General features: G+C 70.1%; 19 protein-coding genes and 1 tRNA gene. 17 read left to right on the forward strand and 3 right to left on the reverse strand.

Features of this window, described 5'->3' with window-relative positions:
- The first annotated feature begins 6 nt into the window (after window positions 1-6).
- The 4 genes from AB0C38_RS05385 to AB0C38_RS05400 all read left to right on the forward strand — a co-directional run bounded on the left by AB0C38_RS05385 (window position 7) and on the right by AB0C38_RS05400 (window position 2,243).
- Window positions 7-183: a DUF4244 domain-containing protein gene (locus AB0C38_RS05385; RefSeq protein WP_360666767.1), complete on the forward strand. Its 177-nt coding sequence runs from the start codon at window positions 7-9 to the stop codon at window positions 181-183.
- Window positions 180-539 (forward strand): TadE family type IV pilus minor pilin, encoded by a 360-nt coding sequence (locus AB0C38_RS05390; protein ID WP_360666769.1) that lies wholly within the window; start codon window positions 180-182, stop codon window positions 537-539. Before AB0C38_RS05385 ends, AB0C38_RS05390 begins: the two co-directional genes overlap by 4 nt.
- On the forward strand, window positions 526-906 hold the full coding sequence (locus AB0C38_RS05395; RefSeq protein WP_360666772.1) for an Rv3654c family TadE-like protein: 381 nt from the start codon (window positions 526-528) through the stop codon (window positions 904-906). The genes AB0C38_RS05390 and AB0C38_RS05395 overlap by 14 nt, the downstream gene beginning before the upstream one ends.
- 719 nt (window positions 907-1,625) lie before the next feature.
- The gene (locus AB0C38_RS05400) at window positions 1,626-2,243 is read left to right on the forward strand and encodes a bifunctional DNA primase/polymerase (protein WP_360666775.1); all 618 of its coding nucleotides are present in this window, start codon (window positions 1,626-1,628) and stop codon (window positions 2,241-2,243) included.
- Between the two features lie 84 nt (window positions 2,244-2,327).
- On the opposite strand, the gene AB0C38_RS05405 is transcribed toward AB0C38_RS05400, so the two are convergent.
- Window positions 2,328-4,760, reverse strand: coding sequence for a DEAD/DEAH box helicase (locus AB0C38_RS05405; RefSeq protein WP_360667525.1), 2,433 nt, complete (start codon window positions 4,758-4,760; stop codon window positions 2,328-2,330).
- Between the two features lie 360 nt (window positions 4,761-5,120).
- Between AB0C38_RS05405 and AB0C38_RS05410 the strand changes: the two genes are divergently transcribed.
- From AB0C38_RS05410 to AB0C38_RS05420, 3 genes are all read left to right on the forward strand, one after another.
- Complete coding sequence (locus AB0C38_RS05410; RefSeq protein ID WP_360666777.1) at window positions 5,121-7,418, forward strand: sodium-translocating pyrophosphatase; 2,298 nt, start codon at window positions 5,121-5,123, stop codon at window positions 7,416-7,418.
- Window positions 7,419-7,650: 232 nt separating this feature from the next.
- Window positions 7,651-8,262, forward strand: a complete 612-nt coding sequence (locus AB0C38_RS05415; RefSeq protein ID WP_360666780.1) for a hypothetical protein — start codon at window positions 7,651-7,653, stop codon at window positions 8,260-8,262.
- A gap of 52 nt (window positions 8,263-8,314) precedes the next feature.
- Window positions 8,315-8,968: a hypothetical protein gene (locus AB0C38_RS05420; RefSeq protein WP_360666783.1), complete on the forward strand. Its 654-nt coding sequence runs from the start codon at window positions 8,315-8,317 to the stop codon at window positions 8,966-8,968.
- Window positions 8,969-8,986: 18 nt separating this feature from the next.
- On the opposite strand, the gene AB0C38_RS05425 is transcribed toward AB0C38_RS05420, so the two are convergent.
- Entirely contained in the window at window positions 8,987-9,793 is an 807-nt protein-coding gene (locus tag AB0C38_RS05425) for a serine protease (RefSeq protein WP_360666785.1), read from the reverse strand.
- Window positions 9,794-10,100: 307 nt separating this feature from the next.
- Here AB0C38_RS05425 and topA point away from each other — a divergent pair, with 307 nt between their 5' ends.
- The 8 genes from topA (at window position 10,101) to AB0C38_RS05465 (ending at window position 20,327) form a co-directional block, all read left to right on the forward strand.
- Complete coding sequence (gene topA, locus AB0C38_RS05430) at window positions 10,101-12,983, forward strand: type I DNA topoisomerase (RefSeq protein WP_360666788.1); 2,883 nt, start codon at window positions 10,101-10,103, stop codon at window positions 12,981-12,983.
- Window positions 12,984-13,101: 118 nt separating this feature from the next.
- Entirely contained in the window at window positions 13,102-13,644 is a 543-nt protein-coding gene (locus AB0C38_RS05435) for a hypothetical protein (RefSeq protein WP_360666790.1), read from the forward strand.
- Window positions 13,645-13,896: 252 nt separating this feature from the next.
- Window positions 13,897-14,688, forward strand: coding sequence for an ESX secretion-associated protein EspG (locus AB0C38_RS05440; RefSeq protein WP_360666792.1), 792 nt, complete (start codon window positions 13,897-13,899; stop codon window positions 14,686-14,688).
- Window positions 14,681-14,851, forward strand: a complete 171-nt coding sequence (locus AB0C38_RS05445; protein WP_360666795.1) for a hypothetical protein — start codon at window positions 14,681-14,683, stop codon at window positions 14,849-14,851. The genes AB0C38_RS05440 and AB0C38_RS05445 overlap by 8 nt, the downstream gene beginning before the upstream one ends.
- Complete coding sequence (locus tag AB0C38_RS05450) at window positions 14,844-15,635, forward strand: hypothetical protein (protein ID WP_360666798.1); 792 nt, start codon at window positions 14,844-14,846, stop codon at window positions 15,633-15,635. Before AB0C38_RS05445 ends, AB0C38_RS05450 begins: the two co-directional genes overlap by 8 nt.
- A 565-nt stretch (window positions 15,636-16,200) precedes the next feature.
- Window positions 16,201-16,806, forward strand: a complete 606-nt coding sequence (locus tag AB0C38_RS05455; protein WP_360666801.1) for a hypothetical protein — start codon at window positions 16,201-16,203, stop codon at window positions 16,804-16,806.
- A gap of 147 nt (window positions 16,807-16,953) precedes the next feature.
- The gene (locus tag AB0C38_RS05460) at window positions 16,954-19,125 is read left to right on the forward strand and encodes a dTMP kinase (protein ID WP_360666804.1); all 2,172 of its coding nucleotides are present in this window, start codon (window positions 16,954-16,956) and stop codon (window positions 19,123-19,125) included.
- Entirely contained in the window at window positions 19,122-20,327 is a 1,206-nt protein-coding gene (locus tag AB0C38_RS05465) for a DNA polymerase III subunit delta' (RefSeq protein ID WP_360666807.1), read from the forward strand. Before AB0C38_RS05460 ends, AB0C38_RS05465 begins: the two co-directional genes overlap by 4 nt.
- Window positions 20,328-20,397: 70 nt before the next feature.
- On the opposite strand, the gene AB0C38_RS05470 is transcribed toward AB0C38_RS05465, so the two are convergent.
- Complete coding sequence (locus AB0C38_RS05470; RefSeq protein WP_360666810.1) at window positions 20,398-22,062, reverse strand: hypothetical protein; 1,665 nt, start codon at window positions 22,060-22,062, stop codon at window positions 20,398-20,400.
- A gap of 133 nt (window positions 22,063-22,195) precedes the next feature.
- Here AB0C38_RS05470 and AB0C38_RS05475 point away from each other — a divergent pair.
- Both AB0C38_RS05475 and AB0C38_RS05480 read left to right on the forward strand, forming a co-directional pair.
- Window positions 22,196-22,269: transfer RNA gene (locus tag AB0C38_RS05475), tRNA-Thr, on the forward strand.
- 383 nt (window positions 22,270-22,652) lie between these two features.
- On the forward strand, window positions 22,653-25,784 hold the full coding sequence (locus AB0C38_RS05480) for a hypothetical protein (protein WP_360666813.1): 3,132 nt from the start codon (window positions 22,653-22,655) through the stop codon (window positions 25,782-25,784).
- Window positions 25,785-25,933: the final 149 nt, after the last annotated feature.

The following is a 25,933-nucleotide window of genomic DNA, read 5'->3' on the forward strand; positions in this document are numbered from 1 at the left end:
AAACCCATGCGCGCGTCCCACCGCCGGCCCACCTCCGACGACGGCTCCACAACGGTCGAGTACGCGATCGTCACGGTCGCCGTCGCGGCCTTCGCGGCTGTCCTCTACACCCTCCTCACCGGCGACTCGGTGGTCTCGTGGCTGACGAGCCTGGTCATGAAGGCCCTGACGGTGCCGTCGTGAGCCGCAAGGACGAAGGCGCGGTAACGGTCGAAGCGGCCCTCGGCCTGGCCGGCCTGACGGTGGTGACGGTCCTGCTGGTCGCGGGCCTCACGCTCCTGACGAGCCAGCTGCGCTGCACGGACGCGGCCCGCGAGGCCGCACGGCTCCTGGCCAGAGGCCAGCCCCACGAGGCGGCGGCAGCGGTCCACGAGATAGCCCCACCCGGAGCGAACCTCGACATCCACCAGGCAGGCGACGCGATCACGGTCAAGGTGAGCGCCCACCCAGCAGGCGGCCTGCTCCCGGCGATCGACCTGAACGCAACGGCGTACGCGGTGGCCGAGCCGGGAACGGAGGCCGCCGGTGCACCAGGCTGAGCCGCACCACGGCACCAAGCGCCCGGACGACGGCGTGGCCACGATCTGGACAGCGATGGCGGTGGCCGCACTGACCGGAGTGGCGGTCCTCGCGTTCTGGCTAGGCACGGCGGTCCTCGCCCGCCACCGAGCAGAGAGCGCGGCCGACCTGAGCGCACTCGCCGCGGCCTCGCACGCAGCGGAAGGCCCAACCCGAGCCTGCGATCGCGCAAGGTGGATCGCCGACCGGATGGCGGTCAGCCTCCTGACCTGCCGATGGCAGCGACTGGACGCGTTCATCGAGGTCCAGGCACCAACCCTCGGCTTCGCCGGCCTGCCAGGCCCATCAGCAAGGGCCCGCGCGGGACCCACCGGCCAACCACCGTGAGGCCGAGGAGAGCAGCCGCGCCACCCGGGCAGTGCGGCACGAGCGCCCTCCGGGCTGCGACCAGCCCAACCCCGACCAGCCCAACCCCGACCAGCCCAACCCCGACCAGCCCAACCCCGACCAGCCCAACCCCGACCAGCCCAACCCCGCCCCGCCTCGCCTCGCCCCGGCCCCGCCCCGGCTCTGGTCCAGCCGCAGCCGCCGCCCAGCAAAGCTCGGCCCAGCCCCGACCGCGACCCATCGCCCACAACAACCGGCAACCACCCCCGCTGCCCGCTCACCGGGACCCCTCTCACCACCCTCCGCCCAGCGGACGCCGACCGGTCGGTATGCCACGGTGACCGGCTGATCCGTCGGGCCGGACGATGAGCGGCTGGTGGTCACGGGCAGCGGTCGGTCGTGCACGGCGAGCGGTCGAAACCGCCGCCTACCTGGGCCGATAGGGCGCGTCTCGGCGGCCACACGCCCTGCGGACGGCCCCTGGATCCTGGGGTTCCGCGCGACGAACGGTCCGTCAGCGGGTGCCGTTCACCGTCGATCCGCGCCGCCGGGTTCGGTCGGGCGGTTCGGGCTACCGGGCGTTCATCGCCGCGTAACCACCGGTTGTCGCGCGGGGGTTCCGGGCAATGTGCAACTTGCCGTTAAGTGAGATGTGCGACACCACGACAGCGTTTAGCTCGGGGGTCGCGGAGAACCGGAACCCCTAAGGCAGGAAGACAATGTTGGACGCGAATTGGCCGGACAGCTGGCGGAGTGCCTTCCGCATCGAACTGCGCGCGGAGGCGATCGGTCTCGCCTGGCGTGGCTGGCCGGTGCTGCCGGGCGTCAACCCCGCTCCGCTCAGCGGCGGCGACGACCTCACCTGGCGTCGTCCGGTCCCGGCCTCTGACAACTGGCGCGAGCAGATCGGCACCCACGCCCACGAGGTCGCCACCTGGTTCTCCGACCGCACCCACAGCCTGCTCGTCGCCACCGGCACCGTTCTCGACGCCATCGAGGTCGACGACGAACTCGGCAAGCGCGCCTGCCGCCTGCTCCGCACCCTCGGTCACCCGGCGCCGATCATCGCGCTGCCGAACGGCCGCTGGCTCTTCCTCACCACCGTCGCCGACCACGTGCCGGCCGAGCTGGCCACCCGCGCGTCGATCCAGTGGCACGGCAAGGACAGCTACATCCCGCTGCCCCCGTCGCCGTTCCAGCACGGTGTCGTGCACTGGCGCGTCAAGCCCGAGGTCTGCGGCTGGCAGCTGCCGGACGCCGCCGAGGTGCACGACGTCCTCGTCCGCGCCTTGGCCGGCGCCGACGCCGCGCAGCTGGTTCAGACCACCGCGGCCTGATCCACCCGAACCACCGCCGCCGGCCGGTCCCAACCCGGCCGAGGCGGAGCAGGACACAACTCCATGAACCACGAAGTGGCCGTTCTAGGCGCCGTGTTGACGCAACGCCCCGAGCACGGTGTCCAGGACAGCCACTGCACCCGCCTTGTCCAGCGGATCGTTGCCGTTCCCGCACTTCGGCGACTGGACGCAGGACGGGCAACCCGTCGGGCACTCGCAGGAGACGATCGCCTCCCGCGTAGCGACCAGCCACGGGACAATCGCGGCATAACCGCGTTCGGCGAATCCCGCACCCCCGGGATGGCCGTCATGCACGAACACCGTCGCCTCCCCGGTGTCTTCGTGCCACGCGGTACTCACCCCGCCGATGTCCCATCGGTCGCACGTAGCGAACAGCGGTAGCAGGCCGATCGCCGCGTGCTCGGCGGCATGCAGGGCACCGGGGACCCGTGCCGGAACCAATCCGGCACCCCCCGGTGTCCTGCCACCCTCGTGAGCGGACCCCCGACCGCTCGCCAGGGTCTCCTCCCCGGTCCCCACCGGCCCCGCAGATTCGGTCCCCACCCGATGGCCCCCGGTCCCCGCCACGCCATCAGCCCCGGAAACGCGCCGCGGCTCCGCAGGCCCGAGCAGTTCCGACGAGACCGTGTACCAGACCGCCCGCGTGCGCAGGCTCTGCTCCGGCAGGTCGAGCGGCGTGTGGTCCAGCACCTCACCAGACGGGCGTCGCCGCAGGTAGCCGACCACCTGGGACGTCACCGCCACCTCGCCGAGGCACACGCTCACCCCGCCGAAGTCCTGCTTCTCCTGCGTGCCCAGCACCGCGATGTCCACGATCTCGCGCGGAGTCGTCGTCCAGTCCGGGTTCTCCGCGTGCACCATCGCCAGCCCCTGCTCCAGGTCCAGCTCGTCGACCACGTACGACGACCCCTGGTGCAGGTACACCGCGCCGGGATGCACCGCGAAGCACGCCGACCCCGGGTCGACCGTTCCCAGCATCCGCCCGGAGTCCGACTCGACCACCGCGATCTGCTCGCCGCCCGTCCCGCGGATCCCGACCTCGGCGTGCGGCCGGTCCCGGGACGTCCAGTACCAGCCGCTCGACCGGCGGCGCAGCAACTTCTGCTCCGCCAGCTCGGCCAGCACTTCCTGGGCTGCCGCGCCGCCGAACATCGCCAGCTCGGCGAGCGTCAGCGGCAGCTCGGCCACGGCGCACGCGAGTTGCGGCGCCAGCACGTACGGGTTCGCCGGGTCGAGCACCGCCGTCTCGACCGGACGCTCGAGCAGCGCCGCCGGGTGGTGCACCAGGTACGTGTCGAGCGGATCGTCCCGCGCCACGAACACCACCAGCGCCGAGTCGCCGGAGCGGCCCGCCCGCCCGGCCTGCTGCCAGAACGACGCGAGCGTGCCCGGGTAGCCGGCCAGCACCACCGCGTCCAGCCCCGCGATGTCGACGCCGAGCTCCAGCGCGTTGGTCGTCGCGACACCGAGCAGACGCCCCGACAGCAACGCCGCCTCAAGCGCCCGCCGCTCCTCCGGAAGATAACCGGACCTATACGCCGCAACGGTTTCCGCCAACGCTGGGTCCACTTCGGACAATATGCGACGCGCACCCAGCGCGGCCAGCTCCGCGCCCCGCCGCGACCGGATGAACGCCAGTGACCGCGCGCCTTCGACGACCAGGTCGGCCAGGATCCGCGACGTCTCCGCGCCTGCCGAACGCCGGACCGGCGCGCCGTTTTCCCCGGTCAATTCCTCGAGCAACGGCGGCTCCCACAACACAACCGTCCGAGCCCCGCGCGGCGACGCGTCCTCCGTCACCGCCACACATGAAACTCCGGTGAGCCGCGAAGCGAACGAAGCAGGCGAAGCCGTCGTCGCCGAAGCGAGTACGAACACCGGCGAAGCGCCGTAATACTCGGCTACGCGCCGAAGCCGGCGAAGCAGCAGCGCGACGTGCGAGCCGAAGACGCCGCGGTAGCTGTGGCACTCGTCGACCACCACGTAGCTGAGCCGCCGGAAGAACCGCGCCCACCGCCCGTGCTGCGAAAGGATCCCGCGGTGCAGCATGTCGGGGTTCGTGAACACCCAGTTGGCGTGCGCGCGCACCCAGTCGCGCTCCACCATCGGCGTGTCCCCGTCGAACGACGCCGCCCGGACGCCGGGGACGTCCAAAGAGGACACGGACCGCAGCTGGTCCGCGCCCAGCGCCTTCGTCGGCGACAGGTACAGCGCGTTCGCCTTCTCGCCCGCGGCGAGCCGGGACAGCACCGGCAGCTGGTAGGCCAGCGACTTCCCCGACGCCGTTCCGGTCGAAATCACGACGTGCCGGCCCTCGTACGCGTGCGCCGCCGCCTCGGCTTGATGCGCCCAAGGAGCCGAAACGCCGCAGTCACGCAGCGCAGTCACCACGGCCGGATCGGTCCACGATGGCCACTCTGCGTAGCGCGCGTTCCGGCCCGGCAGGTCCGCGACGTGCGTGACCGGGTCCTCGCGCGACGGGATGCCGGCGGTCACTCGCCCCAGCAGTCGCCGCCCCCGTGAGTCGTCCACCAGCCGAGCTTCGCACAGGGGTCCGACAGTTTCCGCATCCCCGAGCGATCCCCAAGCGCGGCAACGGATCGGCGAATGAGTGATCGATCAAGTGAGGAGCCTCACAAGGTAACGGAATGTACCGTCACCGGGACGGCGTGAAGGTGCTGGTTGCGATACCAATACACTCCCGCAATCCACACCCTCTGTGGTGAGCGTCATGTGAGACGTGCGTTGCTGCCCGGCTAGCGTGTCGCTCCGTACAGGGTCCATGCCAGCGCCGGCCGTGTCGAACCCTCGGCTTGCCGTCGACGCTGGCGATCGGCGACGTCTCCTGGAGGACGAATGTCACGGCAGTTCCTCGCGGAGGGCGCGGGCAGTATTGCGCTCTCCGGAGGTGGCTACACGATTGTCGGTGTAGTCGCCGTGGTCGCGCTTGCCGCACTCGTCATCGGCTACGTCCTGCTCAAGGAGGTGCTGGCCGCGGGCCAGGGCACCGCCAAGATGCAGGACATCGCCAAGGCGGTGCAGGAAGGCGCGGCCGCTTACCTCAAGCGGCAGCGGAACACCCTCGCCATTTTCGGCGTGATCGTGTTCCTCCTGCTCTTCGCACTTCCCGCCGACGACTGGAACGAGAAGATCGGTCGTTCGATCTTCTTCCTGGTCGGCGCGGTGTTCTCGTTCGCGATCGGTTACCTCGGCATGTGGCTGGCCACGCAGGCGAACCTGCGCGTGGCCGCCGCGTCGCGCGAGGAAGGCGGTCGTGAGATCGCCATGCGCGTGGCCTTCCGCACCGGTGGTGTGGTCGGCATGATCACCGTCGGCCTCGGCCTGTTCGGCGCCGCGGTCGTCGTGCTGGTCTACACCGGCCAGGCTCCGAAGGTCCTCGAAGGCTTCGGTTTCGGTGCCGCCCTGATCGCGATGTTCATGCGTGTCGGCGGCGGTATCTTCACCAAGGCCGCCGACGTCGGCGCCGACCTGGTCGGCAAGGTCGAGCAGGGCATCCCGGAGGACGACCCGCGCAACGCCGCGACCATCGCGGACAACGTGGGTGACAACGTCGGCGACTGCGCCGGCATGGCCGCGGACCTCTTCGAGTCCTACGCCGTCATGCTCGTCGCCGCGCTGATCCTGGGCAGCACCGCCTTCGGCGTGCACGGCCTGATCTTCCCGCTGATCGTGCCGGCCATCGGCGTGATCACCGCGGTGATCGGTGTCTACATCACGAAGGCCCGCGTCGGCGAGCCCGGCCTCGTCACGATCAACCGCTCCTTCTACATCTCCGCGGTCATTTCCGCGGTGCTGTCGGCGATCGCGGCGTTCGTGTACCTGCCGAGCAGCTTCTCCGACTTCGGCGCCGGCTTCGAGAACTCGGGCAACCCGGCGGTCATCGCGACCATCGCGGTGATCATCGGCATCGTGCTCGCGGCGGTCATCCTGAAGCTGACCGGTTACTACACCGGCACCGAGTACAAGCCCGTCAAGGACGTCGCGCAGACGTCGGAGACCGGCGGCGCGACCGTCATCCTCTCCGGCATCTCGGTCGGCTTCGAGTCCGCTGTGTACACCGCGCTGGTCATCGGCGCGGCCGTGTTCGGCGCGTACCTGCTGGGCGGCGGCATCGCGCTGTTCGCCGTGGCGCTGGCCGGTACCGGCCTGCTGACCACCGTCGGCGTCATCGTCGCGATGGACACGTTCGGCCCGGTTTCGGACAACGCGCAGGGCATCGCCGAGATGTCGGGCGACGTCGACGAGAAGGCGGCGCAGATCCTCACGGAGCTGGACGCGGTGGGCAACACCACCAAGGCCATCACCAAGGGCATCGCGATCGCCACGGCGGTCCTCGCGGCGACGGCGCTGTTCGGCTCCTACTCCGACGCGATCACGAAGACGCTGGCGGGCATGGGCAACGGTGTCGTCACCGGCATGGACGCGGCCAAGTCGTTCGTCAACACGATCGTCAGCCCGAACACCCTCGTCGGCGTCATCGTCGGCGCGGCCGTGGTGTTCATGTTCTCCGGTCTCGCGGTCAACGCCGTGTCCCGCGCCGCAGGCGCGGTGGTCTACGAGGTTCGTCGCCAGTTCCGCGACATCCCGGGGATCATGGAGGGCACCACCCGTCCCGAGTACGGCAAGGTCGTCGACATCGTCACGCGCGACTCGCTGCGTGAGCTGACGACGCCGGGTCTGCTGGCGGTCTTCGCCCCGATCGCGGTCGGCTTCGGCCTGGGCACCGGCGCGCTCGCCGGCTACCTGGCCGGTGCGATCGCGTGCGGCACCCTGATGGCGATCTTCCTCGCCAACTCCGGTGGCGCGTGGGACAACGCGAAGAAGCTGGTCGAGGACGGCAACCACGGCGGCAAGGGTTCGGCCGCGCACGAGGCCACCATCATCGGTGACACCGTGGGCGACCCGTTCAAGGACACCGCCGGCCCGGCGATCAACCCGCTGATCAAGGTGATGAACCTGGTCTCCGTGCTGATCGCGCCGGCCGTCGTGCAGTTCTCGATCGGCCCGGACGAGAACGCCGCGGTGCGCATCATCATCTCGCTGGTCGCGGTCGCGATCATCGTGGCGGCGATCGTGGTCTCGAAGCGCCGGGGGACGGTCCTGACCGACACCCCGACGGAGATCAAGGCCTGACGCAGTAACCCGTTCCCGGGCCCGGCACGCAGCGTCGCGTGCCGGGCCCGGGGCGTGTCAGGCCATCCCACACAGGCTCGGCGACTTGCGAAGCGGCACCGAGTCGGTACCGTCGGGCGTTCCGGGACGTCGTCGAGCAGGAGGTGTACAGGTGCGGCCGCGGTCAACCGTCTTCGCCGCCCTACTGCGCCGTTCGTTGCCAATCCGACCACAGTCACGGCCGAATCGGCCCGTGGAAACGGTTACGTGCCGCTCGCGGGTCGGCCTGCTTTTGGCCGGATTGGCAACAGCGACGATCACGATCGGCCTCGCCGGCTGCGGGCAGCAAGCCGCCACGCAGGCGCCGGCGCGGGACCAGGGTCTGTCGGTGACGACCGTGGTGCCGCGGGCCGATCCCGCGGCGAGATGGGCGGACGACTACTGCAGTGCGGTGACGCACCTGGTCCGCACCCTGGCGGCACTGCCCGCCGTCGATCCCAGCACGCCGCAACAGGCGTCCCGGACCTCCAGTGACCTGCTCTCCTCGGTGGTCGGCGGGCTCGACCAGAGCCTCGCCGGGCTGAACGCGCTCGGCGCGCCACCGGTGCCGTCGGCGGACGGCGGCCGCGAGGACGTCATCGGGCAGTTCGCCGACATCCGCGCGCAGGCCGAGAACGCGCGTCAGCGCATCGAAGCCGTCCGCGGCGACGCGGGAGCGACCAAGGAGGCCCTCGGCGAAGCCAGGGCCACGCTCGACCGCATCGACGCGCTCGACTACCTCAGGGGCCTCAAGGACGTCCCGGCCCTGGAGGCGGCCGAGCAGCGCGCCCCCGCCTGCCGGCAGCTGGATCAACCGCCCCGGTGAAGATCGGTCGTGACTATCGCCACGAATCGAACTTGTGTTCTAGTATGGCGCGGTGGATCGGACGATCTCGCTCTTCTCCGCCGAGGCCAGCGGGCCGGGTCTGGGTGACCTGGCCGGGCTGTTGTGCTGTCACGGCCAGATCACCGGCTTCGGGCGCACCGCCGCCCGGCTGTCGGTGGTCGTCGAGGAGCCGTGGCGGGCGCACATCCTGGCGCGCGAGTTCCGCAGCCGCGGCGCGGACGCGCAGGTCTCGAAGGCCGACTGCGGCAGTCCGCAGGTCCGGACGTCCTTCCGGGTCGACCTGCTCCCACTGGCCCTGCGGTGGCTGCGTGAGGGCCGCGCGGGCCCGGTCGAGGACGACTCGGGCAAGGCGGTGCCGGACGGCTTCCGGCTGAGCGGGGCGATGCTGCGGATGTGGGCGCTGGCCGGCGGCCGTCCCGGCACGCAGGGCTACCTGCTGGGCGTCGACCCGCTGGCGCCCGGCATGCACGAGCGGCTGGTCGAAGCGCTGACGCCGCTGGGTGTCGCGGCGAAGCTGACCGGCCCGAAGGCCGAGGTCCCGGCCGTCAAGGTCAGCGGGAAACGCCGGTTGGAGGCGCTGCTGGAACTCATCGGAGAGCCGCCGCCGGGCGCCGAAGCGGCGTGGCCCGGCGCGGCGCCGCCGCAGCCGGTCTCGCACCCGGAGGCCGTGACGAGCACGGCCTGACCGGATGCGAGAGCAGCATCAGGGCCGGGGCAGGGTGCAGCCGGCCTGGGTGAGGGCGATTTCGTTGGCCGCCGTGAGGCAGGCCGGGATGCCGTAGGTCTCCTGGCCGTAGTTGGTCAGGTGGTGCACCGTCACGTTGCCGGCCTGGTCGACCTCGCACGGGTTGTTCTCCGTGCAGCGCTGGCCGTCCTCGTTGCCGGTGTTGTTCACGCCGATGACCTTGCCGCCGGAGACGATCGGCGAGCCCGACGTGCCGCCGATGGTCTGGCAGGCGGACGTGTAGCGGATCGAGTCCTTCCAGGTCCAGCTGCCCTCCTTCAGCCGGTAGACGAAGCCGTCGACGTTGCAGGAGTAGATCCGCTTCCAGTAGCCCGAGACGACGTCGATCGCGGCGCCGGCGGACGGGTGGGTGTTGGACAGCTCGAGCGGCGAGATCCCGTAGCTCGACTTGATCTGCGCGTAGGTGGTGGTGAGCTGGTAGAGCGACACGTCGGTGTCGGTCATCGTCCCGTAGACGATCTTCTTCGCCCGCAGGGTGCCCGCGTTGCCGGCGTTCGCGTTGAGCAGCGTGAACGTGCGGCTGGAGGTCCGGTTGGTGATGACCTGGCCGGGGCCGGGGAAGCCGGTCTCGAGGCAGTGCCCGTTGGACATGACAAGCGCGGGTGCGGTGTCGGGGGTCGCGGCGGGCTTGACCACCGAACCCGAGCAGTTGGACAGGGCTACCGTGCCGGCGAAGTTCGCCGCGGCCGCACTCGCCGGAGTGGTCCCCAGTAATACTGTGGCGGTCGCGGCGGTGAGCAGGGCGCCGAGGAGGCGTCGGGTCATGGCGGATCCTTTCGGCTGAGCGGGGAAACCAGTGAAGCGGTGACGTCCCTGCTCCCACCACCGTCGAACGGAGGGTATCCGGATGGTCACGCGCTAGGCTGCGCGGGACGTGGCCGAAATCACCTTGCAGGTACGTTGGGGAAACATCGCCGAGGTCAGCGGCGATGCGCTGGGCACAGGACCGGCGGCGTGTTGGGCCACCTCCGCGCCGTCCGGGCCGGAACAGCGTGCACACTGGCAGGCCGAGACACGGGCCCGGACCCTCAGGGGGCCGGGGCGTTGTGCAGTCCCGCGGCGGTGGGACGAGATGAGCGGAGAGCAGGACAGCGTGGCAGGAGCACGGACCAAGAAGACCGGAGACTCGGCGGACAACGGCGCCGGGCACCGGCGGCTGGTGATCGTCGAGTCCCCGACGAAGGCCCGCAAGATCGCCCCCTACCTGGGCGGCGGTTACGTCGTCGAGTCCTCCGTCGGGCACATCCGCGACCTGCCGCGTGGAGCAGCCGACGTCCCAGCCCAGTACAAGGGCGAGTCGTGGGCGCGCCTCGGCGTCGACGTCGACAACGGCTTCAAGGCCCTCTACGTGGTCACCCCGGACAAGAAGTCCAAGGTCACCGAGCTCAAGAGCCTGCTGAAGGACGTCGACGAGCTCTACCTCGCGACGGACCCCGACCGCGAGGGCGAGGCCATCGCGTGGCACCTCCTCGAGACCCTGAAGCCGAAGGTCCCGGTCCGCCGGATGGTCTTCCACGAGGTCACCGAGCAGGCCATCCTCGCGGCCGCCGACTCGACCCGTGAGCTGGACGCCGACCTGGTCGACGCCCAGGAGACCCGCCGCATCCTCGACCGTCTGTACGGCTACGAGGTCTCGCCGGTGCTGTGGAAGAAGGTCATGCCGAAGCTCTCGGCGGGCCGCGTGCAGTCGGTGGCGACCCGGATCGTGGTCGAGCGTGAGCGCGAGCGGATGCGCTTCACCTCGGCGTCGTACTGGGACATCTCGGCCACCATGGACGCGGGCGAGGAGGCCTCACCGCGCAGCTTCGGGGCGCGCCTGGTCGCCGTCGACGGCGCGCGCCTGGCCACCGGCCGCGACTTCGGCTCGGACGGTCAGCTCAAGTCTTCGAACAACGAAATCCGCGTGCTGGCCGAGGCCGACGCACGACGCCTGGCCGACGCGCTGAAGCAGCGTGACTTCAAGGTCTCGAGCGTCGAAGAGAAGCCGTACACGCGGAAGCCGTACGCGCCGTTCATGACGTCGACGCTGCAGCAGGAGGCGGGCCGCAAGATGCGGTTCACCTCGGAGCGCACGATGCGGATCGCGCAGAAGCTCTACGAAAACGGCTACATCACTTATATGCGTACCGACTCGACGACTCTCTCCGAGTCGGCGATCTCGGCGGCGCGCAGCCAGGCCACGCAGCTGTACGGCAAGGAGTACGTCTCGCCGTCGCCGCGCCAGTACACGCGCAAGGTCAAGAACGCGCAGGAAGCGCACGAGGCGATCCGTCCCTCGGGCGAGGTCTTCCGCACGCCGGGCCAGGTTGCGAGCGAGCTGGACACCGACGAGTACCGCCTCTACGAGATGATCTGGCAGCGCACGATCGCGTCGCAGATGGCGGACGCCAAGGGCACCACGATGTCCGTGCGCATCGTCGGCAACGCGACTTCGGGCGAGGAGTGCACCTTCGCTTCTTCGGGCCGCACGATCACCTTCGCGGGCTTCCTCAAGGCGTACGTCGAGGCCGTCGACACCGAGACCGGTGGCGAAGCCGACGACAAGCAGAGCCGCCTGCCGGTGCTGGAGAAGGATCAGGCCCTCACCGCGACCGAGCTGAACCCGGACGGCCACACCACGTCGCCGCCGGCCCGGTACTCCGAGCCGAGCCTGGTCAGCAAGCTGGAGGAGCTGGGCATCGGCCGCCCGTCGACGTACGCGTCGATCATCAAGACCATCCAGGACCGCGGCTACGTCTGGAAGAAGGGCTCCGCGCTCGTTCCCTCGTGGGTCGCGTTCGCCGTGATCGGCCTGCTGGAGCGGCACTTCGAGCGGCTGGTCGACTACGACTTCACCGCCGGCATGGAGGACGAGCTCGACCGCATCGCCAACGGCGACGAGCAGCGCGCGCAGTGGCTGTCGAAGTTCTACTTCGGCGGTGACATGGGCGTCGACGGCTCGATCGGCCGCCTCGGCGGGCTCAAGAAGCTCGTCGAAGGCAGTGTCGAGGACATCGACGCGCGCGAGATCAACTCGATCCCGCTGTTCAGCGACTCCGAAGGGCACAAGGTCGTCGTCCGCGTCGGCCGTTACGGGCCGTACCTCGAGCGCGAGGTCGACGGCGAGTCGCAGCGCGCGAACCTGCCCGAGGACCTGCCGCCGGACGAGCTCTCGCAGGAGATCGCGGAGAAGCTGTTCGCGACCCCGCAAGAGGGCCGCACGCTGGGCGCCGACCCGGTGAGCGGGCTCGACATCGTCGCGAAGGAAGGCCGTTTCGGGCCGTACGTGACCGAGGTGCTGCCGGAGATCGAGATCCCCGAGGACGCCACGCCGGCGCAGAAGAAGGCCGCCAAGGCGAAGGCGCCGAAGCCGCGTACGGGTTCGCTGTTCAAGTCGATGGACATCGAGACCATCACGCTCGAGGACGCGCTGAAGCTGCTTTCGCTGCCGCGCGTGGTCGGCAAGGACCCGGAGTCCGGCGACGAGATCACGGCGCAGAACGGGCGTTACGGGCCGTACCTGAAGAAGGGAACGGACTCGCGTTCGCTCTCGACCGAGGACCAGTTGTTCTCGATCACGGTCGAAGAGGCGCTGAAGATCTACGCCGAGCCGAAGCAGCGTGGGCGTTCCGCCACGGCGAAGCCGCCGCTCAAGGAGCTCGGCGAGGACCCGGCGTCGAAGAAGCCGATGGTCGTCAAGGAAGGCCGGTTCGGCCCGTACGTGACCGACGGCGAGTACAACGCGACGCTGCGGAAGGGCGACGAAATCGAGTCGCTGACCGCCGAACGGGCGTCCGAGCTGCTCGCGGAGAAGCGGGCGAAGGGCCCGGCGCCGAAGCGGAAGGCGCCGGCGCGGAAGCCGGCTTCGACGACGGCGAAGACGGTCAAGGCGGGCACGAGCAAGACCGCCAAGGCCGCTGCTTCGAAGTCCACCACGACGAAGCGCGCCAGCTCGACCGCGACGAAGTCCAAGTAAGACCGCTCATGAAGGCCCCTGGTGCGCCAGGGGCCTTCATGGCGTCCGGCCACACTTTCGGGTGACACCTCGAACGGATGTTCGGGAAATTGTCGGTGGTCCCGGGTTTCATGAACGCGTGACCACAACACCACGCACCGTGCACACGGTGACCACCAAGATCCTCAAGCCGGTCCGGGCGGCGGCCGCCGGCAGTTCCACCGCCATCGACCTGATCGAGTCGCTCCCCGGCTTCGCCGGCAGCGGCGGCGTCTGCGGCGTGGCCGTCGCGGCGTTCGACGAGCCGTGGACGTCGGCGTTCTTCGACGACCGGACGCGGTTCGGCGTCGCGGGGGACGGCCTGCGCCTGTCCGGGCCTTCGCCGGATTCGGTCGCGGATTTCCTCGCGCTGGCGTTGACGCGCCTGCCGCCTCGCCCGCCGGCGCCGGGCCAAGGGCTGTACCTCGACGCCGACGAACGCGGAGTGCTCGAGCCCGAGCAGGAGTGCCTGGTCTTCGATCTGATGGAGGACCTGCGCCGGAAGCGGCTCGGCACGGTCCAGCTCGACATCACCCGTGACGGCTCGCGGTGGCCGTGGGAGATGCTGGCGTTCGTCGACGACGACCGCGGCCGGCACCTGGCGGCGCTGGGCAGACGCCAGGGCGGTCACCGCCGGTTCTGATGGCTGCCCGGAAGCGTGGACAAGCTCGCGGAGTTCGTCGAAGGGCGGGTGTCGGAGTGTCAATCCGACCAAAAGTAGGCCGACCCGAGCGGTCCGCAACTGTTGTCGCGCAGTTGGATGGCCGTGGCTGTGGTCGGATTGACACCCAGCGGCACAGCATGCCTGAGGCGCTCGCCGACCGCTCGCCGAACGATCTCGCCAAGTCGAACATATGTGCGAGAAATTGTCGGTGCCAGGGTGTTCAATCTAGGGGTGAACACTTCAGTCGCCGTCTTCGACGTCATCGACGAGGTCATCGCCCCGCTGTCGGCCGAGGTGCCGGAGCGGCCCTCGGTGATGGAGTTCTACGACCCCGAGTTCGAGATCCCGCCGGTGCTGGCGGACACCGAACCGCTGCCGGGTCGCCGCTCCTCGCCCGCGCGGAGCCTCGCTGACGAGGTCGAGCAGTACACCCGGTTCGTCGCCGGGATGGCCGCGATCGGCCTCGCCCCGGGCGGCGAGGTCACGCCGGAAGCCGTCGGGCTGTACCGGGCGCTGCGGGGCGGCTTCATCCGCGGTGTGGTCACCGGCGTCTTCCCGGCGCGGCGGGAGCCGTGGGAGGTGCGGTTTTTCGGCGACGAGGACTACACCACGGTGCTGCACAAGCTGGGCAACCGCGCGCGCCTGCGGTCCGGCTTCCTCAGCGAGCTGCCGGGCTGGGTGTTCGACGGCCTGCCCGACCGGCCGCCGGGTCCGGGGCAGCACGTGCGCATCGAGACCGACGAGGGCGGGCTGATCCCGCGCCGGTGCGAGCGGGCGGTCGAGCTGATCCGGGAGTGCGCGGCCCGGCCGCGGCTGGGCACGGTGCTGGTCGACCTCGCGGTGCGCGACGCGATCCTGGCCGAGTACCCGCACGGCGCGTTCGGGCTGGTGGACAACGACCTGGGCCGGTACCAGTTCAGCGCCGCGGTCGGCCGGACCGGGCGCTGGACGGTCACGTGGGGTCCGGCGTCGCGGAGCACGGCCGAGCAGTGGATCGTCGAGGCGGTGCAGAACCATGCCTGAGCAGGTGTCACAGGAGGGAGTGGAGGAGCCGGCGCGGATGGGCCTCACGGTCCGCGACGCGATCCTCGCGGCGGCCGAACTGATCAGCGACGTGCCGATCCCGCGGAGTCCGGCGCCGGCCGGGGAGCCGTCGGCGGGAGAGGAGGTGCGAAGCCATGGCTGAGCGCACGGCGGCCCGGGAGCTGCTCGAACTGGCCGCCGGGCCGGTGCTGGCCGCGATGCCGGACCGCGAGCCGGTCGACCGGCTCTACAACCCGGAGGTCAGCGACCACGAAATCCTGGTCCACGGTCCGGTCTCCGACGACCCGGCCGACCTGATCGAGGAGGTCGAGCGGCACACGGCGTGGGCGGCGTGGATCGACGGCACGCCGTTCGGCGTGGACGGCGAGCTCAACGAGGTCGGCTTCGAGGTCGTGTCGCTGATGCTGCGCGGTTCGGTTCGGGCGGCGCTGTGCGGCGTGTTCGACGAAGGGCCGGAGACGGCGGACATCCGCTGCTACGCGGACGGCGAGCGGGCGTTCATGATGGGCTCGCTGCCCGGTCGCACGGCGATCCACCTCGCCGACTTCGAGGAGCTGCCGGAGATGCTGGTGGCGGAGCTGCCGGAGGCCCCGTTCGGCGCTTCGCCCCGCGCGATCTGGCTGTCGGTGGACAGCGACGGCCTGGTCCACGACGGCCAGGACGACGACGTGGGCGCGATGCGCGACCTGCTGGCCCGCCCGCGCTCCGGCACGGCGGTGCTGGACATGCTGGCGTTCGGCGGCCTGTGCGCGGAGTTCCCGGACCACGGGTTCGTCCTGGTGGACACGGACCTGGGCCGCTTCGCCCTGGCGGCCCTGGATCGCGGCGACGGTCGCCGCCAGCTGGTCCTGAGCCCCTTCAGCCGCGGCATGCTCCGCGACTGGTGCCGGAAGATGATCGACCTGGGACAGGAGGAGGTGCCCTGAGAGGAAGGGGCCGGTGGAAAGACCGCGGCACGTCCAAGCCATCAGACTTGCCACCTGGTCGCCCGTTACCCGGTCATCGGACCCCTTGCCGCCTGGCCCCACGCAGCCCACTGCTCGGCCGCACACCACCCGGCGCGGCCGGTTGCCCGGCCGGCGAGCCGTCACTGACCGTGTCGGTACTTGGTCGCGCAGTCGAAGCGGCCGATCGCCCCGCGACGATCCAGTGCTCCAACCAGCCGAAACCAAGCCCCCAGCCGGCGCACCCCACTATCCCGGAGGCTCCAGGCAAACCCATGCCCGACCCGACCGCTAACCGGCAAACTGGTCACCGCCGGCCCGCCGCTGGCCAGTGCCCGCCCGGCACCCCTGTGAGCGGACTCACTACGATCCGTCACCATTAGCGGTCGACCGGACCACCGGCGGACTGGACACTGCAGGGGGTTCGGGTACGGGCTTGCGCTGCGTGACCGTCCCTCCATTACAGACAGAGCCATTGGGCGGATGCGTTATCCGCCATCGTCGCTACCCTGGAAAGGCGAGGACATTCCGTAGTGAGGTGGTCACCATGAGCGCGAACGGTGAGGCTCCCTTCTTCAATGCCCCCGAGCTCACTCAGCGCGACGGCACATTGTCCGAAGTTCCCGGCGAGATGTTCGCCGACCCCGTCTCGGGACTGGTCACGGCGGCCCCCGAGCCCCGGGCCGCGGTCGCCAATGGCCAAGAGCCCGGCGCCATCCAGGTAGCCGGGCCCGTGCCGCACGACGAGGAAGCCGTGCGGCGGATGGTCGAGGAAACTCTCCGGGAGGATGACGCCGGGACTCCGAGGGCGATCCCGCCGGCGGGCACCACGAGCAACGTCGGCGAGGACATGGGTCCGCCGGCCGGGGTGCTTCCGCGGCAGCGGAACCGGCGGCGCACCTGGCCGAACCGGCCGCCGCTGCAACGGCCCGTGCGGCAGAAGGCAGCCGCCGAGGACGACGTCGACGAAGACCTCGAGGTGGTGCCCGTCAAGCGGCGGAGGCTGCCGGCGATGTCGATGCCGGCGTTCAACCGGCCGTCGTCGAGTGCGGCGGGCGTCATGCTCGCGGTGGTGTTGCTGATCGTGTTCGGTTTCGTCGCCATCGAGCTGGTGTCCAGCCTGGTCAGCAGCGTGACCGGGCTGTTCGACTAGCGTTCGCTCGCTGTTCCCCACCCCACTGGGACCTCGGGGTCGTCCGCGAGGCAAGGTCCGATCGGGCTACCCTGGCTTCACGGTCGGGCGACCTCACGAGGGCGTCCGGCACCGCGTGACTAGTGGGGTGGGCGTATCAGCGAGGGCGTGCGATCGGTACCCGGGGCCGGCCCGGGTGGGTCGTCGGGCGCCGAGGCGTCCACGATCAGCCGGGTCCGGCGGGTACTGGCGATCAAACCGTTCCGGCGCCTCTGGGGCGTCACGTACCTGTGCAGCGTGGCCGACTGGCTGAACATCCTCGCCCTCACCGGCCTGGCCACGAAGCTGACGAACAACTACTTCGCCCAGAACTTCGCCTTCGTCGGCGTCGTGCTGACCGGCCTGGCCCCGGGGCTGCTGTTCGCCCCGGTCGGCGGGCTGCTCGCCGACCGGTTCGACCGCCGCAAGGTGATGGTCGTCGCCGACCTGCTGCGGTGCGGCTTCCTGCTTTCCATCGCCCTCATCAGCGCGCCTTGGTGGTTGCTGGCCGGCAACTTCCTCGTCGGCAGCGCGGCGAGCATGTGGATCCCTTCCAAGGAAGCGGCGGTCCCCAACCTGCTTCGCCGGCCCGACCAGGTCGAGACGGCCAACCAGCTCGGCATGGTGATGACCTACGGCCTCGCCGTCATCACCGCGGCCGGCGCGAACGCGATCATCACCGGCGTCAACACGACCTTCCACCTCTTCCCCGGGGAGAGCGCGAGCCTCAGCATCGCGAAGCTGGTCGTCATCATCACCGGCCTGCTCTACCTGGCCAGCGCGATCATCATCGCGACCCGCATCCCCGAACTGTCGCTGCGCAACGTCCACGCGCTGCCGGAGCAGAAGGTCAAGGCGGCCGACGAGGAGAAGCTCGGCATCGGCGCGATGATCGCCGACGGCTTCCGGTTCATCCGCAGCACGCCGCTCGTGCGCGGCCTGCTGGTCGGCGCGTTCGGCGCGTTCGCCGCCGGCGGCGCCGTGATCGGCTCCGCGAAGCCGTACTCCTCGAGCCTGCTGGCCGGTGACTCGGCGTTCAGCCTCCTGGTGCTGGCCATCTTCCTCGGCCTCGCTTCCGGCATGGCTTTCGCGCCGAAGCTTTCCCGGCGGCTCCCGCACGACCGGCTGTTCGGCGTCTCCATCATCGCGGCCGGGCTCTCGCTCGCGCTGGTCGCGTTGTCACCGCACCTGTCGGTCTCGCTGATCACCGTGGTCCTGGTGGGGTTCTGGGCCGGCACGGCGTTCCTCACCGGTGTCACGATCATCGGCTCCCGCGTCGAAGACGCCATCCGCGGCCGGATCAACGCGATCTACCAGCTGATGATGAAGCTCGTGCTGTTCGGCACCACGGTCACCGTCCCGGTCCTGGTCGGCGTCGTGGCACCGCACACCATCAACGTCTGGGGCAGCCCGGTCACGATCGACGGCACGCGCCCGATCATGCTCGTCGGCGCCGCGCTCGCCCTGATCGCCGGCTTCTTCGCCTACCGGCAGATGGACGACAAGCGCACCGAGCCGATCCTCTCCGACCTGCGCAACGCGCTGCGCCGCACACCCCGGCGCGTCAACGGCTTCCTCATCGCCGTCGAGGGCACCACCGCGATCAACACGGCGATCCAGGCCGTCAACCTGGCCGACTGGATGCGCGGCGGTACCCGGCCCGTGGTGGTCGCCGCCGACCCGGCCCTCGACGATAAGCGGCTCACCGCACTGGTTTCCGGCGCTTCGCTGACCGGGGCGCGGGCCCAGGCGCTGGCGGCCGCCGCGGTGCGGGCCGACATCGTCGAGCGGCACGTGCAGCCGGCGCTCGACGCCGGTTCGGTCGTGGTGATGGAGCGGTTCGTCGACTCGCCGCTGGCGCACCTCTCGGCCGTGGCCGGGCTGGACAGCGACGAGCTCGAAGGCCTCGCCGACTGGGCGACCGGGCGGCTGCGGCCGGACCTGACCGTCCTCCTGGACTCCGCCCCGCCCGGCGCCCCGGTCGACCGGTCGACGGCGATGAACGACCAGTGGCGCGTCCAGCACCTGCTCACCGAGATGGCCGCGGCCGACCCGGAGCGGTACGTCGTGGTCGATGCCGACGGCAGCGACGCCGAGGTCGCCGAGCGCATCCGCACCGCGCTGCGCGCCGTGTTCGTCGGCCGCATGTCCGCGCTCGCCCCGGCGGGCGCCGGGCCGGTCACCGGACTCCAGGCCACCACCGACGGGCCGGCGACGGACCGCCCGGCCACCCTCCCGCTGGATCTCGACGACCCCCTGCCCGTCGAGACGCCGGAAGAGCCTCGCGTGGAGGCGAAGTGACGACGACCGAACGCATCGGCGTCTGGAACCAGCTGGTCGGCCAGGAGCCCGCGGTCGAAACGCTGAGCTCGGCCGCGGCGGCCGCCGCGAAGATCGTCGCCGGCGAGCCCGCGCCGCCCGGCGCGATGACGCACGCGTGGCTGCTCACCGGCCCGCCGGGGTCCGGCCGGTCGGTGGCCGCGCGGACGTTCACCGCCGCCCTGCAGTGCAGCACCGGCACCGGCTGTGACGCCTGCCCGGGCTGCCACACGACGATGGCGGGCACCCACGCCGACGTCCGGCTGGTGGTGCCGGAAGGCCTCTCCATCTCCGTCGCCGAGATGCGCGCGCTGGTGCAGGCGGCCGCACGCCGGCCGACCAGCGGCCACTGGCAGGTCGTGATCATCGAAGACGCCGACAGGCTCACCGAAGGCGCGTCGAACGCGCTGCTGAAGGCCGTCGAGGAGCCGCCGGAACGCACGGTCTTCCTGCTCTGCGCGCCGTCGGACCACCCCGACGACGTCTCGGTGACGATCCGTTCGCGCTGCCGCCTGGTGACGCTGCGGACACCGCCGCCGGAGGCGATCGCGGACGTCCTGGTGCGTCGCGACCACGTAGACCCGGAGCGCGCGCAGTGGGCGGCTTCGGTGTGTGGCGGCCACGTCGGCCGCGCGCGGCGGCTCGCCACCGACGAGGCCGCGCGGCAGCGCCGGGCCACCGTGCTGCGCATCCCGACGGGCCTGCGCCGGCCCGGTGACGTCTTCACCTGCGCCGACCAGCTGATCAGCGCGGCGGAAGCCGACGCGGGCGAGGCGAGCAAGGGACGCGACGAGGACGAGCGCAACGAACTGCGGACGGCGATGGGCGGCGACGGCATCGGCAAGGGTGTCGCCGGCGCGAAGCGAGCCGCCGAAGCGGCGGTGAAGCAGCTCGAGAAGAAGCAGAAGTCCCGCGCGACCCGCACCCAGCGCGACACGCTGGACCTGTCGCTGATCGACCTCGCCGGCTTCTACCGAGACGTCCTGGTGACGACGACCCGCTCCGGCGCGACGCTCAACCACCCCGACCACGCCGACCAGATCGCCGAAGCGGCTTCGGCGTGGACGCCGGAATCGATCCTTCGCCGGCTCGAAGCGGTGCTGGAATGCCGCGAGGCGATCGACCTGAACGTGAAGCCGCGCATCGCCGTCGAGGCGATGGTCACCACGCTTCGCCAGGGCTGAGCACAAAGAAACCCGCCAAGAGCCGGAGCTCTTGGCGGGTTCCTTCACTGCCCCCGGGGGTGCTTCCAGGTCACTCGCGCGGACGCGGTGACGGCTTGAACGGCTTCTCCTCGACTGCGACGGCCAGCGGACGACGTCGCCCGCCCGGCATCGCGGCCACCATGACCACGCCGAGCAGCAGCATCGCGGTGCCCGACCAGAACAGCGGCACGGTGTCGTACGCGCCGCCGGTGTAGGCGAGGTTCTTCACCGGCCCCTTCGGTGCCTGGCCACCCGCGGGCGGCGTCGACGCGGTCCCGCAGATCACGCCGCCGGTCGGCGCGTAGGCCCGCGCGACCTGCTCGCCGAGCGACAGCTGGGCCAGCGACGACGGCAGGTTCTTCGCCTGCTCGTCCGGCAGCAGGCTCTTGAGCTTCGTCGTCGGCAACAGCTGCAGGTCGAACAGGCGTGCCGACGCGCCCAGTTGGAAGCCCTTGAACGGCGCGGACATCTGCGCCGACTTCTGGTCCAGCCCGGCGATGCTCAGCCGCAGGACACCGAGGTCCAGCACGGTGCCCGCGGTGTTGCCGACCTGCTGCAGGCCCTTGGTCAGCGTCGAGACCAGCCCGCCGACCACCGGGATGTCGTTGAGCTGCCCGAACTGGTCGCTCAGCCCCTTCAGCGGCAGCCCGATCGGGATGTCCTTCGTCGGGTGCGCGGCATCCAGCGTGTACAGCGTCTTGCCGCCCGCCTCGATGGTCAGCACCGGCGCCGAGTACTCCACTTTGGACGTCTTCGCGTCGCCGGTGGAGGTCACCTTCAGCGTCGGCTGGCTGGCCACCTTGATGCTCAGCGCCAGCGGCGTGCCCTTGAGGATCTCGATGTCCGCGGCCTGCAGCGTCGACGTCGACTGCACGGCCTTGTTCTTCGAGCCGGGCACGTCGACGAGCTTCACCTGCGACCGCGACGACAGCGTGTTCGGCAGGCTCAGCAGCGAACCGTTGCCGTTCGCCGCGGTCTGCCCGCCACCCTGCAGCAGGCCACCGAGGCTCTGCAGGCCCTTGGTCAGGTCGAACCCGCTCGCCAGCGAACCCGGGTCGAGCTTCGGCTTGAGCGCCTCCAGGCCCAGGTTCGGCATCGACGGGATGACGTTCAGCAGCGACAGGCTCGCCACCGACGTGCTCGCGTCCGCGATGGTGTCGACGCACGGACCGAGCGTCGGGCTCCACCGCGCGTGCGCGCTCCCGTTGAGCAGCCCCACGTTCAGCAGCGGGTTCGGCGGCGCGTTCAGCCCGCCGCTGATCGGCTGCGGGTTGTCCGGCAACGCGGTCTGCACGACGCTGCCCGGCGTCTGCGGCGCGTTCCCGCCCACCGACAGCCCGAACGGCGACGCCTGCGCGACCGCCTTCTCGTAGCTCAGGTAGGCGTCGGAGTTCGCCGAAGCGCTCGACAGGCCCATCCCGGCCTCGAGCGCCGACTGCTTCGGCAGGGTGTCGCCGAACCCGGGCAGGATCGTCGTCGTCGGCACGGCGTTGGGCAGCAACCGGATGATCCCGAGCGCGGTCCCCGCGTCCCCGACGGCCTGCCCCAGCGGCTGCGGCCCGTTCGGCGCCGAAATGGGCGCCTGCCCGGAACTGGCCGGCTGCGGGATCGGCGTCGTCGGATAGGTCGGATCGGCATTCGCCGGCGCCGCGCTGAGCAGGAGCAACGCCGCGGCCGCCGGCAGGGCCACCGAACGGGGCAGTCTTCGCCGCATGTGCCAGAGCCTCCAGATAGGTCGATCGGGGGACGAGACCGACGTCATAGGGCCCTAACGACAGTCCCCCCGGAAAGTGACGCTGACAGCCTCCGCTACACTTGTCCCCGTCGCCAGCGCGAGCCGGAGACATGCCGCCTTAGCTCAGTCGGCCAGAGCGATTCACTCGTAATGAATAGGTCAGGGGTTCGATTCCCCTAGGCGGCTCCGCAGGTCAGGCCCCATCCGAGAGTCTTCGGGTGGGGCCTGACTCGTCTGGTGGGTGACTAAGTGGGTGACTAAGACGCCTGGTCCGTGGGTGGAGAAAGCTCCGCAGGTTCACCCGTCGCGGGGAAGATTCGGTCGGTCGTGGCCACCGGGATCCGCCGGACCACTCGGTGAAAGTGTCGGGCTCCCGCGCCGCGACCTGCGGGCTTGGTACGCCGCCTGCAGGAATGGTGGATCGAGTGTTCAGTGATGGGCTGACTACGCAGAGTTGGTATCAGAATGGAGGTCGCGCGCGACAGTAAAAGTGGTGGGTGGTTACCGAGCGGAGGCGCGGGCGAGGTGGAGGAATTGTGGTGAGGTTTCGCCGTTGGCCGCGAGTCGCGGTGGTGTTCGGCGTGGTGGCCGCGGCGGTCTGGGCGGTGGGAACGTTCGGTCTTCCGGGCTGGCTGGTGGCCGATCAGCATCCGATACGCAACGTTTTGGAGGGACTGAGCTGGCCTGCGGGAATCGTGGCTGCTCTGGCGCTAGGCGTGCCTGGATGGTGGCGATGGATCCGTGGCCGATCGGCCACCTTGCCCTCAGCGATGGAGGGACGGGCCCTAAGTCCGCTCGTGGGACGAGCGCTGCACCTGGTCGATGGTGAGCTGCCGCCGGTGTCAGGCGTGGGATTGCTCGACCTGCGGGTGAAGCCGGCGATCGACACCCACGCCGAGGACGGCTCCGATCTACCTCCTTATGTAACCAGGGACATCGATGAGGACCTGGAGTGGGCCATCCACGCCGGAGGGATGGTGCTGTTGCACGGCCCAGCAGCGGTGGGTAAATCTCGGGCCGCGGCCGAGGCGCTGCGCCGGCTACGACCCGACCACAAGCTACTCGTTCCGGACGGCGGCCCGGCGCTGCGGGAAATCGTCGACGCCGGCGTGGACTTATCGGATACGGTGCTCTGGCTCGACGACCTCGAACGCTATCTCGGCGCCGAGGGCCTCGATGTCGGGCTGTTGCAGCGACTATGCGCGCCCGGGAGTACCGGGATTGCGGTGGTCGCAACAATGCGCGATGAGCAACTCGCCCTCCACACCCACGCCACTACCCGCCCAATCGCCGAGACCGGCACAGGTATCGACCAGGCTGCGATAGAAATCCTCGCCGGGGTCCGTGGTCGCCGGCGAATCAGGGTTGCCGCGGCGCTCACCGACACCGAACGAACCCGTGCTGCCCAGGTTGGTGAACGTGACGCCCGGGTCAGGCGGGCGGTCGCCGCTCCGGAAGGATTCGCTGAGTATCTGGCCGCAGGACCGGCGATGATGGACCGCTGGAGCACCGGCGAGACGCCCGAGTTCATCCGCGGCCAAGCCCTTATCAGCGCGGCGGTCGACTGCCGCCGTGCCGGACACCACGACCCCGTGCCCACCGCACTCCTGGCCGACCTGCACACCCAATTTCTGCCGCCCGCCTGGCGGAACCGCGCCGACCTGCCCTCGCTCGACATTGGGTTGCGCTGGGCTACCCGGCTGGTCCTCGGCGCCAGCTCCTGCCTACAACCCGCCTCCGACCACCATTACCTCGCCTCCGACTACCTGCTCGACCGCGCCCAGCAAACCCCCACCGACTCAGCCGCACCGCTCACTGGACCCGTCAGAGACAGAACCTGGACCGTCCTCACCGCCGCGCTCACCCCCATGCAAAACCTCCGCATCGGCGTTAGCGCCTATTTCGCCAGCCGTCATGACGTCGCCGAACAGGCTTTCATCTCCGCCGCCACCTACGACTCGAAAGCCCTGCTCTACCTCGGAATCATGCTCGACGAGCAGCCCGGGCGTGAAGGTGAGGTCGAGAAGGTCTTCCGCGCCGCCGCCGCCGCAGGCGACACCAAGGCCCTGAACAACCTGGGGGCGTTACTGATAGGGCAGCCTGGACGTGAAGTCGAGGCCGAGGAGGTCTTTCGCGACGCCATCACCGCGGGCGACAGCAAGGCCTTGAACAATCTGGGTGTTTTGCTGAGCAAGCAGTCTGGGCGTGAGGCTGAGGCTGAGGAGGTCTTCCGCGACGCCATCACAGCGGGCGACGCCGATGCCCTGGGCAACCTGGGTGTTTTGCTGAGCAAGCAGTCTGGGCGTGAGGCTGAGGCTGAGGAGGTCTACCGCGACGCCATCACAGCGGGCGACACCGACGCCCTGAACAACCTGGGGATTTTGCTCGGCGGGCAGCCTGGGCGTGAAGTCGAGGCTGAGGAGGTCTTTCGCGACGCCATCGCCGCAGGTAGCACCAAGGCCCCGGTCAACCTGGGTGTTTTGCTGAGCAAGCAGTCTGGGCGTGAGGCTGAGGCTGAGGAGCTCTTCCGCGACGCCGCCGCCGCTGGCGACACCAAGGCCCTGAACAGCCTGGGGGCGTTGCTGAGTAAGCAGTCTGGGCGTGAAGTCGAGGCTGAGGAGGTCTTTCGCGACGCCATCGCCGCAGGCAGCACCAAGGCCCCGGTCAGCCTGGGTGTTTTGCTGAGCAAGCAGTCTGGGCGTGAGGCTGAGGCTGAGGAGCTCTTCCGCGACGCCGCCGCCGCTGGCGACACCAAGGCCCTGAACAGCCTGGGGGCGTTGCTGAGTAAGCAGTCTGGGCGTGAGGCTGAGGCCGAGCGGGCCTACCGCGACGCCATCGCCGCAGGTAGCACCAAGGCCCCGGTCAACCTGGGGATTTTGCTCGGCGGGCAGTCTGGGCGTGAGGCTGAGGGTGAGCAACTCTTCCGCGACGCCGCCGCCACTGGCGACACCAAGGCCCTGAACAGCCTGGGTGTTTTGCTGAGCGGGCGGTCTGGGCGTGAAGTCGAGGCTGAGGAGGTCTTCCGCGACGCCGCTGCCGCGGGCGACACTGACGCCCTGAACAACCTGGGGATTTTGCTCGGCGGGCAGTCTGGGCGTGAGGCTGAGGCTGAGGAGGTCTTCCGCGACGCCATCGCTGCTGGCGATACCAAGGCCCTGTTCAACCTGGGTGTTTTGCTGAGCGGGCGGTCTGGGCGTGAAGTCGAGGCTGAGGAGGTCTTCCGCGACGCCGCTGCCGCGGGCGACACTGACGCCCTGTTCAACCTGGGTGTTTTGCTGAGCGGGCGGTCTGGGCGTGAAGTCGAGGCTGAGGAGGTCTTCCGCGACGCCGCTGCCGCAGGTAACACCAAGGCCCCGTTCAACCTGGGTGTTTTGCTGAGCGGGCAGCCTGGGCGTGAAGTCGAGGCTGAGGAGGTCCTTCGCGACGCCATCACCGCGGGCGACACTGACGCCCTGAACAACCTGGGGATTTTGCTCGGCGGGCAGTCTGGGCGTGAGGCTGAGGCTGAGGAGGTCTTCCGCGACGCCATCGCTGCGGGCGATACCAAGGCCCTGTTCAACCTGGGTGTTTTGCTGAGCGGGCAGCGTGGGCGTGAAGCTGAGGCCGAACGGGCCTACCGCGCCGCCGCCGCAGGTGACCCCGATGCCCTGAACAAACTGCGAACCCTGTTTGGTGAGCACGAAGCCGAAGAGGGTCGGTAGCGTATATGAGTTCGCACTGTTCGGTGGCACGTCGGTCGTGTCTTTCGGTTGGGCCGGGCGTACCAGCTCGCCGTGGGCGTCTGCCTCCAGCGTTAGATCGCCGCGCAATGGCTCTGGGTACAGGCTAGCCATCTATTCAGACGGCTCGT

This window comes from Amycolatopsis sp. NPDC048633 (genome assembly GCF_040650695.1).
Classification (GTDB): domain Bacteria; phylum Actinomycetota; class Actinomycetes; order Mycobacteriales; family Pseudonocardiaceae; genus Amycolatopsis.